This is a genomic window from Klebsiella ornithinolytica (assembly GCF_030505655.1).
Classification (GTDB): Bacteria; Pseudomonadota; Gammaproteobacteria; order Enterobacterales; family Enterobacteriaceae; genus Klebsiella; species Klebsiella ornithinolytica.
Genome location: NZ_CP130153.1, coordinates 918,524 through 934,313 on the forward strand (window position 1 = coordinate 918,524; position 15,790 = coordinate 934,313).

The following is a 15,790-nucleotide window of genomic DNA, read 5'->3' on the forward strand; positions in this document are numbered from 1 at the left end:
CGATCATGAAGCAGAGGTCTATCTGCCCGGGAAGATTAAGTACAGCGATCGCGATGGCGCTGTTCTGTTTTCCGCCAGTTTCCAGCGGACAGGAAAGCCCGGGAACGGTATACCAGTTTAATGATGGTTTTATCGTTGGCAGCCGGGAAAAGGTCGATCTGTCTCGCTTCTCCGCCAGTGCTATCACGGAAGGGACCTATTCGCTCGATGTGTATACCAACAATGAGTGGAAAGGGCGCTATGAACTGAACGTCACCCGCGATAAAGACGGCAACATGGGGATCTGCTACACCCGTGAAATGCTTGAGCGCTACGGGATTGCGGCAGAAAAACTCAATCCTCAGCTGAGTCAGCAGGCAGGTTACTGTGGACGGCTGAAGGAGTGGCGTAACGAAGAAAACGTTAAAGATAACCTGATACAGTCCTCGCTGCGGCTGGAAGTTTCTGTACCGCAAATCTACGAAGATCAGCGCCTGAAAAATTTTGTCAGCCCGGAATTCTGGGATAAAGGCATTGCGGCGCTGAATCTTGGCTGGATGGCGAACACCTGGACCAGCCATACCTCTGCCGCCAACGGCTCCGACAACAGCAGCGCCTATCTCGGCGTTAACGCCGGCTTCTCCTGGGACGGTTGGCTACTCAAGCACATCGGTAACCTGAACTGGCAGCAGCAGCAGGGGAAGGCGCACTGGAACAGTAACCAGACCTACCTTCAGCGGCCGATCCCGCAAATCAACTCGATTGTCAGCGGCGGGCAGATATTTACCAACGGCGAATTCTTCGACACCATCGGTCTGCGTGGGGTCAACCTGGCGACCGACGACAATATGTTCCCGGACGGAATGCGCTCCTACGCGCCGGAAATTCGCGGCGTGGCGCAGAGCAATGCTCTGGTGACGGTGCGTCAGGGCAACAATATTATCTATCAGACCTCGGTACCGCCGGGGCCGTTTACTTTGCAGGATGTTTACCCGTCCGGGTACGGTAACGACCTTGAGGTGTCGGTAAAAGAGGCCGATGGATCGGTGCAGGTCTTCAGCGTGCCGTATGCGTCGGTGGCACAGCTGCTGCGTCCGGGTATGACTCGCTATGCGCTGTCGGCCGGTAAAGTCGATGATAATTCGCTGCGCAATAAGCCCATGCTCTACCAGGCTACCTGGCAGCGTGGCCTGAGCAACATGTTTACCGGCTATACCGGCGTGACCGGTTTTGATGATTATCAGGCGTTTCTGCTGGGGGCCGGGATGAATACCGGTATTGGCGCGCTGTCATTTGACATTACCCAGTCGCGACTGAAGAGCGATACCCTGGATGAAAAAGGGCAGAGCTATCGCGCCACCTTTAACCGGATGTTTACCGATACCCAGACCAGCATCGTGCTGGCGGCGTATCGCTACTCCACGAAAGGCTACTATAACCTGAACGATGCGCTGTACGCCGTCGATCAGGAGAAGAACCGCAATAACAACTATACGCTGTGGCGACAGAAAAACGGCATGACCTTCACCGTTAACCAGAACCTGCCGGACGGCTGGGGCGGTTTTTATCTGAGTGGCCAGATTTCAGATTACTGGAACCGTTCGGGTACCGAGAAGCAATACCAGCTTAGCTACAACAATATGTTCGGCCGTCTCTCATGGTCAGCCAGCGCGCAGCGCGTGTATACGCCGGATAACTCCGGCCATCGTCGTGACGATCGCATCTCGCTGAATTTCAGCTATCCGCTGTGGTTTGGTGAGAACCGTACCGCCAACCTGACGTCGAACACCACCTTCAACAATTCGCATTTCGGCAGCTCGCAGATTGGGGTTAACGGTTCGCTGGATAGTGAGAACAACCTCAACTACGGCATTTCAACGACCGCAGCGACCGGTGGTCAGCATGATGTCGCCTTAAACGGCAGCTACCGTACGCCGTGGACCACGCTTAACGGCAGCTATAGCCAGGGTGAAGGTTACCGGCAGAGCGGGCTGGGTGCCAGCGGGACGCTGATCGCCCATCGTCATGGCGTGGTGTTCTCACCGGAGAGCGGCAATACCCTGGCGCTGATTGAAGCCAAAGATGCGGCGGGCGCCATGTTGCCGGGTTCACCTGGGACGCGCGTCGACAGTAACGGCTATGCCATCCTGCCCTATCTGCGACCTTACCGGATCAACGCCGTCGAGATCGATCCGAAAGGCAGCCAGGAGGATATCGCCTTTGAGCGTACGGTGGCTCAGGTCGTTCCGTGGGAAGGCAGCGTGGTGAAAGTCTCGTTTGATACCACGGTACAGAATACCCTCACGCTTCAGGCGCGCCAGGCCAATGGCCAACCGCTGCCGTTTGCCGCCACCATTCTGGATCCGTCCGGTAAGGATATTGGGGTTGTTGGTCAGGGCAGCATGATGTTTATCAGCGACGCCGGGGTTAAGCAGGCGATCGTCAAGTGGAGCAGCGGACAATGTACGGTGGATCTGGGCCAGGCAAAATTAAAGGAAACGGTATGTCGCTGAGTAAACAACTGACGCTTTTTATTGGCTTAATGGCGCTGGGGACCACCTCCGCCTGGGCTGCCTGTACGCGCCTTTCGCAGCCTACGGTGAACCTGGATATGGTCGTTGGCAGGGTTGTGGTTCCCCCCGATCTGCCGGTGGGCTCGGTGATTGTCTCCCGGGACTGGACGATGAATGCGCCGGGCGGGGCCAGCTACAGCTGTACCGCCGGTACTAACCGCTTTGCGGCGAAGATTGTTTCTACAGGCTCCACCGATCTGGGGAATAAGATCTACTCCACCAACGTGCCCGGTATCGGCATGCGCTTTAGTCGCGGTGGCGCGACGGTGAACATCATCTATCCCGACGTTTTCTCCTCCACCATCAACCGGACCACCAACTACTCGCTGGAAGGTTCCCGCTTTACGCTGGAGATTATTAAAACGTCGTCGACGACCGGCAGCGGTACGCTGGCGGCGGGGAAATATACCTCCTATGACTGGGAAAGGGGGAATAACCCGATTCTGGAAACCTACCTGAGCGCCAATGCGATCACCATTGTCTCACCTTCCTGTACGGTCCTGAGCGGGAAGAATATGAACGTTGATGTGGGCACCATTAAGCGTAGCGATCTGAAAGGGGTCGGCACAACGGCGGGCGGTCGGGATTTTAATATCGAGCTGCAGTGCAGCGGCGGGTTAAGCGAGTCGGGATATGCCAATATCCAGACCTCTTTTTCCGGAACTCTGGCAACCAGCACCACGCTCAAACAAGGGGCGTTGCTCAATGAAAAAACCGGGAGTTCCGCCGCCAAAGGGGTCGGGATTCAGGTACTGAAGGATGGCGTACCGCTGGAATTTAACAAGAAGTACAGCGTAGGCACGTTGCGTTCTCAGGAGACGCGTTACTTTACGCAACCTTATCATGCGCGATTTTACCAATACCTGCCGACAACCAGTACCGGCGAGGTGGAATCGCACATGATCTTTAACCTGACGTACGATTAATTCAGGAGGCGGGCATGAAGCAATATGGATGTGGCACATATGGCCGACAATGCATCAGGCTGGCCGTCGCTGGCGCGATGCTTGCCGCCTCGTCGGCCTACGGTTTTATGACCAATTACGATAACGGACGCGTTGATTTTGTCGGCCGGGTGACGGATATCTCCTGTAGCGTGGCGCTTAACGGCGCGAATAATGCCGGCAGCGGCAATGTCTGGCTGGCGCCGGTGAGCCTGGCGGAAGTCCACGGCCGCGGGGCCGGCGCATTTATGAAGCCGCAGCCTTTCACTCTTGAGTTGTCGAATTGTCAGCTCCGCCATGATGGCGGCGCGGCGGATAAAAATGAGATTCGTGCGGTGAATGTGCGCTGGATTGATGGATTTATGGTCGATGCCGTCGCGAATGAAAATGCGGGCTATCTGGCGAACACGTTAGCGGATGGGGCGCGCAATATCTATCTGGCGCTGTCCACCAATGATAATAATACGCTGGATAAGAGTAATAAAATTGTCCCCGCCGACCCGCAGCAAAATCGGGTGCCGATTGTTGAAAAATCGGTTAATGGCGGTGTATTTACTTATTATATCGGCTATGTCACACCGTCCCCGGAAAAAGCGACAACCGGTCCATTGACCAGCTGGGCAACCTGGGAACTTGTGTATAATTAAGCGTGTGATATTTAGCGCATAAAAATACCGCAATCATGCGGTGTTTTTATGCGCTAACTCTTTCCTGAACCAGTTGTTCAATACTGACTTCTTTCCAGTAATGGCCCTGAATAGCAAACCACTCCATTCCCTTAAGCCAGTTTTTATGTGCTTCGCTCTCGACACCTTCAATAATGACATTGTGGTTATTACGTGACAGGAATGTCACCAGCGCATCCATCAGCGGTCGCCCGGACTCTTTCTGCATGAGATGCCAGAAAAAATCTTTGTCAATTTTGACATAATCAAAATGGTATCCGCGAATAGCATTAATGCCGGCATAACCAGAACCAAAATCATCGAGCCACAGTGTGGACGTCTGGGGACTTTTCCAGCTGGCTAATGCATTATTCAGCAGGCTATTGGCATTTTCCGTAACCTCAAAATGTACACACTTCAGATGGTTAATGTAGGTTTCGATTTGCGGCTGGCGCAAAATTCCGAGAATATGATCGTCAACATTGATTGTGGCTGAAATACCATTGTCAATAAACCATGTCCGGTGCTTTTCAATCAATGCCAGTTGCTCCATGAAAATACTTTCACGGAGTGCCGCATTAGCATGGCGAAAGAAAAATTCCGGGGCCACAGGAATAGAATCGAAGCGGCTTAAACACTCCACGGCCACGAGAGTGTCCTGCGGTGAGAACATTTTTTGAAAAACATAACGAACAGAGATATCGCCACGGGATAAGTTATAATCGGAAAATATGTTAGCGTTCATTTTCTCGTGTCAGGCACTTTACAAAACATCGCTGCAGGGTGAAATTATTATAAGTGACCTTTCTGCAGTTTGGAATGTTTATTAAAAGTAACTTTTCAATTAATTATCTGGTTTTGATTGGGGAGACGGTTTTTTTCTAGCATTGATACATGTCGACAATTTTATTGTGCATCGCCCGCGAGTTATGCATGCCAAATTTTTGCATGATATGAATCCTGTGACTGTGTACGGTTTTATGGTCAATATTCAGCAGAGTGGCAATTCTTTTGTTGTTGTGGCAGGTCATGGTCAGCTCCAGCACCTGGCGCTCTCTGGCAGAAAGCTTCTTCGGTACGGAAAACTCGCTGCCGACTGCGGGAGTACTGACGGCGCGATAAAAATCATGCAATGGTGTTTTTTCTGTAAGAATCATGGTGTTATCTATGTTTATTAGTTCCCTGAACAGGTTGGCAATATCGCTTCTGACCACCAGGATTAGCCGGGTACAGTGCAGAAGACACCAGCGCATATCGTTGAGCAATAACATCGTGTCGGCAGCAGAAAAGTCCTTATGAATAACGTTGAAAATAACGATCCCAGACAGGGGGGCGATTGCCCCCTGAGTGATATCCTGATAACGGAAGGTGGTGACATTTTTATTGTTATCAACCATATACCAATGAATTGATTGACCGATTAAATTATCATCGGTATACAGAAATATCCTGTCCAAGGGGTCAGACTCTCTTTTTTCGCTTAGCTTCCAGAATCAAATCGAGCAGCATTTTCTCTATTCTGGTCTTATCTTCGCGGTGGCGGAATTTAAACTGACAGGAAACCTGGTGATAGCTTTCACTGTCTTCATCAAGTGTCACTTCAACAACATTTTTTATCGCTAAATCAATGGTGATTTCACCATACTCAGCCAGCGACAGAACTGAATTCTTGAGGATTGAACTATGCGTGAGAAATTTCAGGTTCGGACTTTTCGCGATCAGCGCACAGCCGCCATCTGAAATGTCTTTAATATCGAAAAGATAGTTTTCGCCATTTCTGTGTCGACCGCGACAAAAAAGTCATACCGGTGATGCAAACGAAAGCGGGGGTCGCGACGTCGTTGTACCACATGAATGCATTCGGGTAAGGCAAATGAGACTTTATTACCGCGTTCGGCATCGCTGTTATAACTTTTCTTTAACGATGAACAGAACTCAATCTTTCCTGAATCACTATGCAAAATGAATTTGTATTTATGCCCTGGGGGGATTTTGCTCTGGGTGACGATATGGAACTCAGCAAAGTCTACCCGGGTAAGTTGGGTCATGATGTTTTTGTTATTAAAGAAAACTTCTATCTCGGAGTGTTTCCTGAGTTCCTCCCTGAAAATAGCAATGATTTCATACCGGCTGGTCTTTATTGTTCCCTCTGTCATGTAAAGTCCTTGTTGATTTTTTATTGTGTTAGTTAAATTTTTCTTATGGCAATGCCAACATTCTGATTGCATTAACCAGATGTTTTTATGAGCGTTTGATGTTATTAGCTATCTTTGTCGCTAAATTGATTTGTATAAACGTCGAATCAGATGTTGTTTTTCCTGTAATCAAGAGTTGTAAAAATTTTTGGGGAAGGCAAAAACGACAGAAGTCCCCAATAAGGAGACTTGTCAAAATAGTATAAATCAATGCTGTATATAGGGTTGTTTAGCGCAGGTTAGTGCAAGCATATACCCATTTGTAGGATATATAGTGCCAGCAGCGTTGGGCTAATTCCAGCCAAATAATAGGAGGGAAAATGGCGCCCGGCAAGGACCTGTGCGGAAGGACACGCACAGGTGTGGCGAAGGCCGTTAGTTCTGCAGTGCCGCTAATGTTGCGATGGCTTCCGGCGGCAGGGTTAACGCGCCAGCGGCCAGGTTTTCCTGCAGGTGCTGGAGCGAAGAGGTTCCCGGAATCAGCAGAATATTAGGCGAACGCTGTAGTAGCCAGGCCAGCGCAACCTGCATCGGTGTCGCCTCCAGCGCGGCGGCAACATCGTTAAGTTCCTGTGCCTGTAGCGGAGTAAACCCCCCAAGCGGGAAGAAAGGGACGTAGGCAATATTTTGTGCGGCAAGCTCATCAATCAGCGCATCGTCTCCTCGATTGGCAACGTTGTACTGGTTTTGCACGCAAACAACGGGCGTCAGCTTTTGCGCATCGGCCACCTGCTTCGCCGTGACGTTACTGAGGCCGATGTGGCGAATAAGCCCACGCTCTTTAAGCTCAAGCAGCGTGGTCAGCGGCGCTTCCAGTGAGCCTTCTACCGGGCCGTGGGTGCCGAGCATGCTGCGCAGATTCACGATCTCCAGGACATCGAGCCCCAGATTACGCAAATTGTCTTCCACCGCCTGCGTGAGCTCTTCGGGCGACATCGCCGGCAGCCAGTTGCCCTTTTCATCACGGCGAGCGCTGACTTTCGTCACGATGCAGAGATCGTCTGCGTAAGGATGGAGCGCTTTGCGAATCAGCTGGTTAGTAATATGCGGGCCGTAAAAATCAGAGGTATCAATATGATTGACTCCCGCCGCTACCGCCGCGCGCAGGACACGAATAGCGGCGTCCGGATCGGCAGGCGGACCAAATACGCCGGGGCCGGCTAACTGCATAGCGCCGTAACCCAGACGATAAACCTGGCGATGACCTAATGTTCCGCTTCCGGATAGTTTTACGCTGGACATGGCGATTCCCCACTGGTGTGCAAACCCTAAGTGTAAACCTGGCGAGGAAGTCCGGATGGCAGAAATATTGGCAGAACGTGCGGCGGCGGTGATAACCGCCGCCGCAGAGGGGAAGATTAGCTAAAGAACATGACCGAAACGCACAGCAGGCCGACCACCAGGGTGATGAAATTACCCACTGAACGGTAGGGTTTGAGTGCGGGAATGATGTAGGTCGACAGCGTCGGCATGATGAACAGGATCATGGCGATCAGCGGGCCGCTGATGGCGTAGATCATGGAAATGGCGTTCGGATTGATGAAGCAAACTATGAACGTCAGCGTCGAGACCAGCAGAATCGACATCGCGCGGTTAAAGGCGCGGCTTTTGCGAATCCCGACCTGATTCAGCGACGTTTTCACGATTTCGCTGGCGCCTTCAATCACGCCAAAATAGGTGCCGAGGAATGACTTCGACATGGCCACTACGGCGACCACGATGCCTGTTACCGCCAGCCACGCCGGAGAACCAGGCATCATCGACAGCGCGGAGAGAATGGTCACTCCTTCGTTGCGGGCGTTTTCAATATAGGAGACCGGTATCGCCAGCAGGCAGCTGAAGACAAAAAACAGCACGCTGGCGCAGATGATGGTATAGGCCACCTTCATGATTTTTTTGCATTTACCCATAGCCAGATCACCATATTTCTCCTGCTGATCGATAGCAAAAGTTGAAATGATGGGCGTATGGCTAAAAGCGAAAACCATCACAGGGATTGAGATCCAGACCTGGTGGAACGTATGAGAAGTCAGCTGCAGCTGGCTGGTGAGGTGCTCAGGCTGCCAGTCGCCGATTAAATAGATCGACAAGAACAGGAAGCAGGCAATCAGCGGGAACACCAAAAAACCCATCACCTTAATCGTGATATGGCGGCCCATTAAAAAGATCAGGTTCAACACCATGACCACGGCCAGACTCAGCATGGCGCGAACGGCGGGTGTAATCGGCATATGCCTTGCCAGCTGCTCGGCGAGTGAGTTGGTGATTGCCACGGCGTAAATCAGGACGACCACGAAAAAGGCGAGGAAATAGAGGGCGGTGATCAGATTCCCCACTTTCTTGCCGTAGTAATGGTTAACCGCCCCGGTGATCCCGACGCCGGGCGCAACTTTCGCGGAGAGAATGAACTGACTCAGTGCTTTGTGCGGCCAGTAGGTTAACGGCCAGGCGACTAGCGCGGTGATGAACAGAACAATGGCGCCAGCAGACCCCAGCTGGATCGGCAAAAACAGAGTGCCGGCGCCTACGGCAGTGCCATATAAGGCAAAACTCCAAAGAGTTTCTTCTTTAGACCAAATTTTAGACATTGTGTGAATTTATCAACCGTAAGACCAAAAAAAAGGAGTGTAATTTACCACAACAACGAATGAGCCGTTGCGATACTTTCGGATGACAAACAGGGCAAGGGATCGCCGGGCATCCCCCGGCGATGAAGAGCAGTTAGCTGCGTGCCAGGATCCGCTGCTGGCGATATTTCAGTACGCGTTCGCGCAGAGTATCCCATATCCAGTTAAACAGCATGGTGTAGGGCAGGAAGAACAGCATAAAGCCGATTTCCAGCATAAACGCCTGGATCAACGAGACCCCGAGAATCAGTGCCACGGCGGTGACCCCGATAAGAATAAACCCGGATTCAAAGCCGATAGCGTGCAGCGCGCGGACTTTGAGAGTTCGCACCACGCGAGATACCGGCCAGAGGCGGTCAAAAGCGGCGTTATAAATCAGGTTCCATACCATGGCCAGCGTCGCGAGCAGCACGCTCAGCCCCCCCATTTCAAGAACCGAACGCTGCATCAGCCAGGCGGCGGTCGGGGCGAGAATTAACGTGGCGAGTCCTTCAAAACTGACCGCATGGATAACGCGCTCCGTCAGCGTTTTACGCTGAAATGTGTTCTGTTGCATGGCTTGCTACCTCCGAAAAGCCGTGGTTCTGACCGGTTCCTCTGCAGTTAAGGAGGGAACAGATTCTGAGAAATTACTCCGCATTTTATGGATAAATATGATAAACAAAAGATAGATTCCATCGATAAAGTAGATAGTTCATGCGCTATTCTCCCGAAGCTCTGACTGCATTTGTTGAAGCCGTGGCCTGCGGGTCGTTTTCTGCCGCCGCCCGTCGGCTGCGCAAAAGCCAGTCCACCATCAGCACCGCCATTTCAAACCTTGAAGCCGATCTGGGCGTCGCACTGTTTGACCGCGCGACTCGCCATCCCACGCTGACGCCACAGGGGGAACAGGTGCTGAGCTACGTCAAAGCGATTCTGGCGGCCAGCAATCGGCTGGATGAGCTGGCTATTTCACTGTCTGATGAAACGGAAGCGCGCCTCACGTTTGTACTCTCCGACACGCTGCATCCGGATGTGCTGGAGGATCTGCTGCAGCAGTTCGATCGTCGTTTTCCCCACACCGAGTTTGAGTGCCTGATAGGGGAAGATGAGGATGTTATTGACCTGCTGCAGAAGGAGCGCGCGCAGGTGGGGCTGATTGAGGCCAGGGATAGCTATCCGACGGAGATTGGCAGTACCCGGCTGCCGTTACAAACGGCGATGGCCATTTACGTCGCTCCCGCGCATCCGCTGGCGGCGCAGGGACGGGTCACCTGGGATGAGCTGCATAGCTGGCGAGAACTGCGCCTGAGCACTTTTCTGGCCAGCTCGCTGGAGCCTGCGAAAGGACAGGTCTGGTCGGCGCCGAACTATTTACTGCTGCTCAGCATGACGGTGCAGGGGCTGGGATGGTGCATTTTACCTTGTGCGCTGGTTGACGAGTTTGCCGGGTCAGGCACGCTGGTGGCGCTGAACATTCCCGGCTGGCCGCGGGCGATTTCCGTTGATTTATTGTGGAATAAGAAGGCGCCGCCGGGGAAAGCCGGGAGCTGGCTGCGTCAGCATTTACAGCGCCAGGAACCCGCAACGCGGGGCTAATCTTTGTGATTCGCCTCACTTTTTTTAAACAATTGCGAAATTTTTTGATAACAATTCTCTACTATGTTGCTGTTTCTTTGCGCAGAGGCAGGGCAGAGGTAGAGGATGAAAGATGTCGTGATCGTGGGTGCGTTGCGCACTCCGATAGGGTGTTTTCAGGGAACGTTGTCGCGTCACTCCGCGGTAGAGTTGGGGAGTCTTGTGGTCAAGGCTCTGGTGGAGCGTACCGGTATCGACCCGCAAAGTGTTGATGAGGTGATCCTCGGGCAGGTTCTGACTGCGGGGACCGGGCAAAATCCGGCCCGTCAATCGGCGATCCGCGGCGGCCTGCCGAATACCGTTTCTGCCATTACGATTAACGACGTGTGTGGCTCCGGACTGAAGGCGCTGCATCTGGCGACGCAGGCAATCCAGTGCGGAGAAGCTGACGTGGTGATTGCCGGCGGTCAGGAAAATATGAGCCGGGCGCCGCACGTTCTCACCGATAGCCGCACCGGCGCTCAGCTGGGCAACAGCCAGCTGATTGACAGCCTGGTCCACGATGGTTTGTGGGATGCCTTCAACGACTATCACATGGGAGTTACGGCGGAAAACCTGGCGCGTGAATATGGTATCAGCCGGGAGCTGCAGGATGCCTGGGCGCTGAGTTCGCAGCAAAAGGCCCGGCGGGCGATTGATTCAGGGCGCTTTCGTGATGAGATTGTGCCGGTAACCACCGAGCTGAACGGGGCGCCGCGCACCGTTGACACCGATGAGCAGCCGCGGGTCGATGCCAGCGCCGAAGGGCTGGCCAGCCTGCTACCCACCTTCGATCGGCTGGGTTCAGTGACCGCGGGCAACGCTTCCAGCATCAATGACGGCGCGGCGGCGGTAATGATGATGAGCGAATCGAAAGCGCAGGAGCTCGGTCTGCCGATCCTGGCGCGGATCCGCGCTTTTGCCAGCGTCGGCGTCGATCCGGCCCTGATGGGGATCGCGCCGGTACACGCGACGCGCCGCTGTCTGGAAAGAGCGGGCTGGCGGCTGGATGAGGTCGATCTTATCGAGGCCAATGAGGCATTTGCCGCCCAGGCGATTTCTGTCGGCAGAGTGCTGGAATGGGATGAGCGGCGGGTCAATGTTAACGGCGGGGCGATTGCGCTGGGCCACCCCATTGGGGCATCAGGCTGTCGTATTCTGGTTTCTCTGGTGCACGAGATGATTAAACGCGATGCCCGTAAAGGGTTGGCTACGCTTTGTATCGGCGGCGGTCAGGGCGTTGCGCTGGCGGTAGAACGCGCATAGTCCCGCTTTACTTTACCTGCTTCTCAAGCCTCCTTACGGAGGCTTTTTTATTGGATTTTCTTCCCGCAGATCCCGGAAAAATTCAGCGAAAAGGGGGCGATAAAGCCCTTTTTTGTTGAGCTTTGTCACGTCCTGCTGTGCCATGTTTTTTGAAACAAATAATTACGATCTTGATCACTAAAACATACGTCCTTAAAAAATAAAATGCAGTTTCATAAAATAGAAACATAATTTTAATTTTGAGGGGTACCCTATGTTTGCAAGATCTCTGGCCCTTGCTACTCTCTGCGCCGCAGCGTTTTCCGCTTCCGCTGTCACGGTTGATTTGCGTCATGAATTCATTGATGGAGGTAAGACAGATAAAACCAATGCCGACCGTGTCTCGGTCTCCCATCGCTTTGCCAACGGATTCGGCTTCTCCGTAGAGGCAAAGTGGAAGTCAGGCGGCGATAATACCTCCCAACCGTATTCAGATTTTGTCGGCAACGGCCACGAAGAGACCATTAGCTGGCAGTGGAAGGCGAATCAGAATTTCTCCGTGACGCCGGGGTTTAATATTGAGAGCAACGATAGCCGCTCAATTTACAAACCCAATCTGCGCGTGCAATACAGCTTCGATAATGGTTTCTACGTGGCCGCCCGCTATCGCTACGACTATACCCGCTACCCGGCGAGCGCCGGCAAAGAAGACGATAAAGTGAACCGTGGCGATGCGTGGGCCGGTTTTGTGATGGGCAACTGGCGTACCGAGCTGAACTATGTTTATGCCCGCAGCTCCGAGGGAGTAAACCGCAACGACAACAAGCCTTACTCCCAGGAGTACAACGTGAAGCTGGCCTATAAGCTCGACAAAAACTGGGCGCCGTATGGTGAAGTGGGCAACGTGGGTGTGAATGACCGCAGCGATCGCCAGACCCGTTTCCGCGTCGGGGTTGCTTACAGCTTCTGATAAAACCCTCTTCCGTCATGACCCCGGAGCCGTCAGCCGGGGTTTTCTGTTTCTGTCGTCCGGATGCGGTTCCCGTTAGCGCTGATTATGGCGCAAGCAGACTTGGCCGCTCGCGCAGTCGAAAGGGGCTGCGGAAGGTTTCACCAGCACGGGTTCAACAGAAGGTGAGGAAAAACGGCCTGTGCCTGCCTCAACGACTCCGCCGGGCGGTAATGAAACAAAAAAGCCCTCCGCGAAGGAGGGCAAGGCCAGTTACAGAAACACACTCAAAAACAATACGGATATTACGCCTGCAGCATCTCCGGATGCGCCGGCAGTTTCGCGATGTAGATAGCCGGTTTCCCGTCTTTGTCCGAGCTGAACAAAATCGCCCGATCGTCGGGGGTAAACGAAGGATGCGGATGGGTGACCTGACGGCTATTGGCGACCGTCGCCCAGGAGGTATCATGCCGGGCAACGCGGAAGTAAGCCTGTTTCGCGACATCAAAGACGTAGAGATAAGGATCGTTATCAATGGTGTAACCGCTGGTATCTTTCACATCCACCGGCGTACCAGAGCCATCCCCAACCAACAGCGTGCCGTCGAAGTTGCTCATCAGATGCGAGCAGGCGGGCATCTGCATCAGCGCGGTATTGATGCCGGTATCCGGATCGAAGCGATAAATCGTCCGTCCCTGCTGACCTTTCAGATAAGAGACATAAATCAGCGCGGAACCGTTCGGGACCCAGAATTCGTGCGTACAGCTTTCGCCCTCGGCATGCTCTTTGACTTTCCGCACGTGACTGCCGTCTTCGTTGACCATCCACATCCGGGCATCGACCAGATCGTGCGGCCCTTCATGGCAGAAGGCGACGGTGTTGTCGTCGAACGGACGGTAGATGGGATGACCCAGCCATTTTTTCTCTTCATGAATAACGCGGCTCTCCCCGCTTTGCAGGTCGACGCGCAGCAGACGGCAGTGCGGACCTTTATGGAAGAAGTCGTGGAAAATCTGCCAGTCGTTGAGCGGTGTCCAGTCGCTTTTCGCAATCTCAATGCCGACCAGTTTGCTGCAGTCGCTGTTGGCGACCCAGGTACCGTATCCGACCCACTCATCCGGGACGCGGTAGACCTGACGCTCCTGGAGGGTTGAAAGATTGACTTCCAGCAGCGTGCGGTCATTTTTAACGTAATAGAGCGCGGAATCATCCGGTGAGAGAAAGCCGCCGAAGGTATTATCGCCGGCGCCTTCGGTCAGCTGAACGGCCTCGGCTGTCGCGATATTTAGCAGATAGTAGTTCCAGTGGCCGTCAAATTCACCGGCGAACAGCAGGTGGCTGCCATCATTAAAAAAACACTTCTGATAGAAATAGTTACGATGACAGGTTACTTCCGGAGGGGTTAAGCGGGTGATCTCCGCGCCGGTATCCGGATCGCGACTGACTTCATAATTCAATTTTACCCGCATGCCTTTAGCCATGATGTACTCCTTTTCCTTCCCGCGATGTCGCCTGTCTGCAGGGGACGTGTAGCCAGGTGAGGTTGATTTAAAAGATGGGTGTTAATTTATCAAAACATTGTTTCATTATTTGTGATGGTGAGCGCAATTCACTATAAAATGTTGCGCTGGATCGCGGTTTTTCTGCTCTTTCAGCTGGCGTCTCGGGGCGATCTTTGTTTTCATGCCCGCTTTTTACGTTTTACTGTTATTTTTCAAAGTTGAATTAACTCATTGTATTTTATTGTTTTTATATCTTTTTGTTTGCATCGCTTCGTGATCGGTTCTGCATTTCTGATAAATAGAACGCGAAAATATGAAACATCGTTTTAATAAAAATTGAAAACAGATTTCCTCAGGGGTAAGATGTCGACACTAGTAAAACGAAACTGTGTTTTATTTTTAAGGTGGGTAATACCCAGAGCGTTTTCCCTGGCGTAAGCAACCGTGAGGGATGCGGATCGGACAAATAGAACCTTGCCTGTGTTGTACGGGCTCTGAAAGACTAAGGAACAAAGTATGATACTCGATGCATTCTCTTTACAGGGTAAAGTGGCTGTTGTCACCGGCTGTGATACCGGGCTGGGTCAGGGTATGGCGCTCGGTCTGGCCGAAGCGGGCTGCGATATTGTCGGCATTAATATTGTTGAGCCGGTGGAAACGATTGAGCGTGTTACCGCGCTGGGACGTCGTTTCCTGAGCCTGACCGCCGATTTGCGCCAGATTGACGGTATTCCTCAACTGCTTGAGCGTGCGGTTGCCGAATTCGGTCATATCGATATTCTGGTCAACAACGCCGGTTTGATTCGTCGTCAGGATGCCCTTGAATTCAGCGAGAAAGACTGGGATGACGTGATGGATCTGAACATCAAGACCGTGTTCTTTATGTCCCAGGCGGCGGCGAAGCATTTTATTGCCCAGGGTAACGGCGGCAAGATTATCAACATCGCGTCGATGCTCTCTTTCCAGGGCGGTATTCGCGTGCCGTCCTACACCGCATCAAAAAGTGGTGTGATGGGGGTGACCCGTCTGCTGGCGAACGAGTGGGCGAAGTACAACATCAACGTCAACGCGATTGCGCCGGGCTATATGGCGACCAACAACACCCAGCAGCTGCGTTCCGATGAACAGCGTAGCGCGGAAATTCTTGACCGCATTCCGGCCGGACGCTGGGGCTTACCGGACGATCTGAAAGGGCCGGTGGTCTTCCTCTCCTCCAGCGCATCGGATTACATTAACGGCTACACCGTGGCGGTCGATGGCGGCTGGCTGGCGCGCTAAGCTCGCGCGGCGACAGGCGATAAACCCTGCTTTGATGGCAGGGTTTTTTTATGCCTGGCGGTAGACCATGTCACTTCACCATCCGGCAATCGGCGCAACAGTGATGAAAGATGAACATTAATTATCCATATTGATATGGCGCTGAATTTGAAGATCGTCCATATCATTTCGTCGCGATTTCCCGCTGTTAGCCAATGGATAAAAGGAATGAATAAAAGGAGATTGATGAAACGGCAA

Annotated in this window: 13 protein-coding genes and 1 pseudogene; 7 read left to right on the forward strand and 7 right to left on the reverse strand. The window is 52.8% G+C overall.

Going from position 1 to position 15,790, the window contains the following annotated elements:
- Positions 1-5: 5 nt before the first annotated feature.
- The 3 genes from Q1L34_RS04460 to Q1L34_RS04470 all read left to right on the forward strand — a co-directional run bounded on the left by Q1L34_RS04460 (position 6) and on the right by Q1L34_RS04470 (position 4,143).
- Positions 6-2,492 carry a fimbria/pilus outer membrane usher protein gene (locus tag Q1L34_RS04460; RefSeq protein ID WP_015585825.1) on the forward strand — a complete coding sequence of 829 codons (2,487 nt, stop codon included), beginning with the start codon at positions 6-8 and terminating at the stop codon, positions 2,490-2,492.
- A complete protein-coding gene (locus Q1L34_RS04465) occupies positions 2,483-3,478 on the forward strand; it encodes a fimbrial protein (protein WP_004867219.1) in 996 nt (331 codons plus the stop codon). Before Q1L34_RS04460 ends, Q1L34_RS04465 begins: the two co-directional genes overlap by 10 nt.
- A gap of 77 nt (positions 3,479-3,555) precedes the next feature.
- Complete coding sequence (locus tag Q1L34_RS04470; RefSeq protein ID WP_077266776.1) at positions 3,556-4,143, forward strand: fimbrial protein; 588 nt, start codon at positions 3,556-3,558, stop codon at positions 4,141-4,143.
- Between the two features lie 46 nt (positions 4,144-4,189).
- On the opposite strand, the gene mrkJ is transcribed toward Q1L34_RS04470, so the two are convergent.
- From mrkJ to Q1L34_RS04500, 6 genes and pseudogenes are all read right to left on the reverse strand, one after another.
- Complete coding sequence (mrkJ, locus tag Q1L34_RS04475; RefSeq protein ID WP_015585827.1) at positions 4,190-4,906, reverse strand: cyclic-di-GMP phosphodiesterase MrkJ; 717 nt, start codon at positions 4,904-4,906, stop codon at positions 4,190-4,192.
- Positions 4,907-5,042: 136 nt separating this feature from the next.
- The gene (locus Q1L34_RS04480; protein ID WP_327204373.1) at positions 5,043-5,618 is read right to left on the reverse strand and encodes a response regulator transcription factor; all 576 of its coding nucleotides are present in this window, start codon (positions 5,616-5,618) and stop codon (positions 5,043-5,045) included.
- 4 nt (positions 5,619-5,622) lie between these two features.
- Positions 5,623-6,317, reverse strand: a pseudogene (locus Q1L34_RS04485) (flagellar brake protein).
- Between the two features lie 414 nt (positions 6,318-6,731).
- Entirely contained in the window at positions 6,732-7,598 is an 867-nt protein-coding gene (locus tag Q1L34_RS04490; protein WP_015585828.1) for an aldo/keto reductase family oxidoreductase, read from the reverse strand.
- 116 nt (positions 7,599-7,714) lie between these two features.
- Positions 7,715-8,944: an amino acid permease gene (locus tag Q1L34_RS04495; protein ID WP_004867200.1), complete on the reverse strand. Its 1,230-nt coding sequence runs from the start codon at positions 8,942-8,944 to the stop codon at positions 7,715-7,717.
- Positions 8,945-9,077: 133 nt separating this feature from the next.
- Positions 9,078-9,539: a multidrug/biocide efflux PACE transporter gene (locus Q1L34_RS04500; protein WP_015585829.1), complete on the reverse strand. Its 462-nt coding sequence runs from the start codon at positions 9,537-9,539 to the stop codon at positions 9,078-9,080.
- A 140-nt stretch (positions 9,540-9,679) separates the two neighbouring features.
- Here Q1L34_RS04500 and Q1L34_RS04505 point away from each other — a divergent pair, with 140 nt between their 5' ends.
- From Q1L34_RS04505 to Q1L34_RS04515, 3 genes are all read left to right on the forward strand, one after another.
- On the forward strand, positions 9,680-10,561 hold the full coding sequence (locus tag Q1L34_RS04505) for a LysR family transcriptional regulator (protein WP_004867195.1): 882 nt from the start codon (positions 9,680-9,682) through the stop codon (positions 10,559-10,561).
- Positions 10,562-10,666: 105 nt separating this feature from the next.
- Positions 10,667-11,845 (forward strand): acetyl-CoA C-acetyltransferase, encoded by a 1,179-nt coding sequence (locus Q1L34_RS04510; protein ID WP_004867193.1) that lies wholly within the window; start codon positions 10,667-10,669, stop codon positions 11,843-11,845.
- A 253-nt stretch (positions 11,846-12,098) separates the two neighbouring features.
- Positions 12,099-12,794, forward strand: coding sequence for an oligogalacturonate-specific porin KdgM family protein (locus tag Q1L34_RS04515; protein WP_004867190.1), 696 nt, complete (start codon positions 12,099-12,101; stop codon positions 12,792-12,794).
- A 284-nt stretch (positions 12,795-13,078) separates the two neighbouring features.
- Here Q1L34_RS04515 and Q1L34_RS04520 read toward each other — a convergent pair whose 3' ends face one another.
- Positions 13,079-14,254, reverse strand: coding sequence for an oligogalacturonate lyase family protein (locus Q1L34_RS04520; RefSeq protein ID WP_004867187.1), 1,176 nt, complete (start codon positions 14,252-14,254; stop codon positions 13,079-13,081).
- Between the two features lie 537 nt (positions 14,255-14,791).
- Here Q1L34_RS04520 and kduD point away from each other — a divergent pair.
- Complete coding sequence (gene kduD / locus Q1L34_RS04525; protein WP_004867185.1) at positions 14,792-15,553, forward strand: 2-dehydro-3-deoxy-D-gluconate 5-dehydrogenase KduD; 762 nt, start codon at positions 14,792-14,794, stop codon at positions 15,551-15,553.
- The last annotated feature ends 237 nt before the right edge of the window (positions 15,554-15,790 follow it).

Coding starts and splice junctions, on each gene's coding strand:
- Q1L34_RS04460 (WP_015585825.1), top strand. CDS start 6: ATGAAGCAGAGGTCTATCTGCCCGGGAAGATTAAGTACAGCGATCGCG.
- Q1L34_RS04465 (WP_004867219.1), top strand. CDS start 2,483: ATGTCGCTGAGTAAACAACTGACGCTTTTTATTGGCTTAATGGCGCTG.
- Q1L34_RS04470 (WP_077266776.1), top strand. CDS start 3,556: ATGCTTGCCGCCTCGTCGGCCTACGGTTTTATGACCAATTACGATAAC.
- mrkJ (WP_015585827.1), bottom strand. CDS start 4,906: ATGAACGCTAACATATTTTCCGATTATAACTTATCCCGTGGCGATATC.
- Q1L34_RS04490 (WP_015585828.1), bottom strand. CDS start 7,598: ATGTCCAGCGTAAAACTATCCGGAAGCGGAACATTAGGTCATCGCCAG.
- Q1L34_RS04495 (WP_004867200.1), bottom strand. CDS start 8,944: ATGTCTAAAATTTGGTCTAAAGAAGAAACTCTTTGGAGTTTTGCCTTA.
- Q1L34_RS04500 (WP_015585829.1), bottom strand. CDS start 9,539: ATGCAACAGAACACATTTCAGCGTAAAACGCTGACGGAGCGCGTTATC.
- Q1L34_RS04505 (WP_004867195.1), top strand. CDS start 9,680: ATGCGCTATTCTCCCGAAGCTCTGACTGCATTTGTTGAAGCCGTGGCC.
- Q1L34_RS04510 (WP_004867193.1), top strand. CDS start 10,667: ATGAAAGATGTCGTGATCGTGGGTGCGTTGCGCACTCCGATAGGGTGT.
- Q1L34_RS04515 (WP_004867190.1), top strand. CDS start 12,099: ATGTTTGCAAGATCTCTGGCCCTTGCTACTCTCTGCGCCGCAGCGTTT.
- Q1L34_RS04520 (WP_004867187.1), bottom strand. CDS start 14,254: ATGGCTAAAGGCATGCGGGTAAAATTGAATTATGAAGTCAGTCGCGAT.
- kduD (WP_004867185.1), top strand. CDS start 14,792: ATGATACTCGATGCATTCTCTTTACAGGGTAAAGTGGCTGTTGTCACC.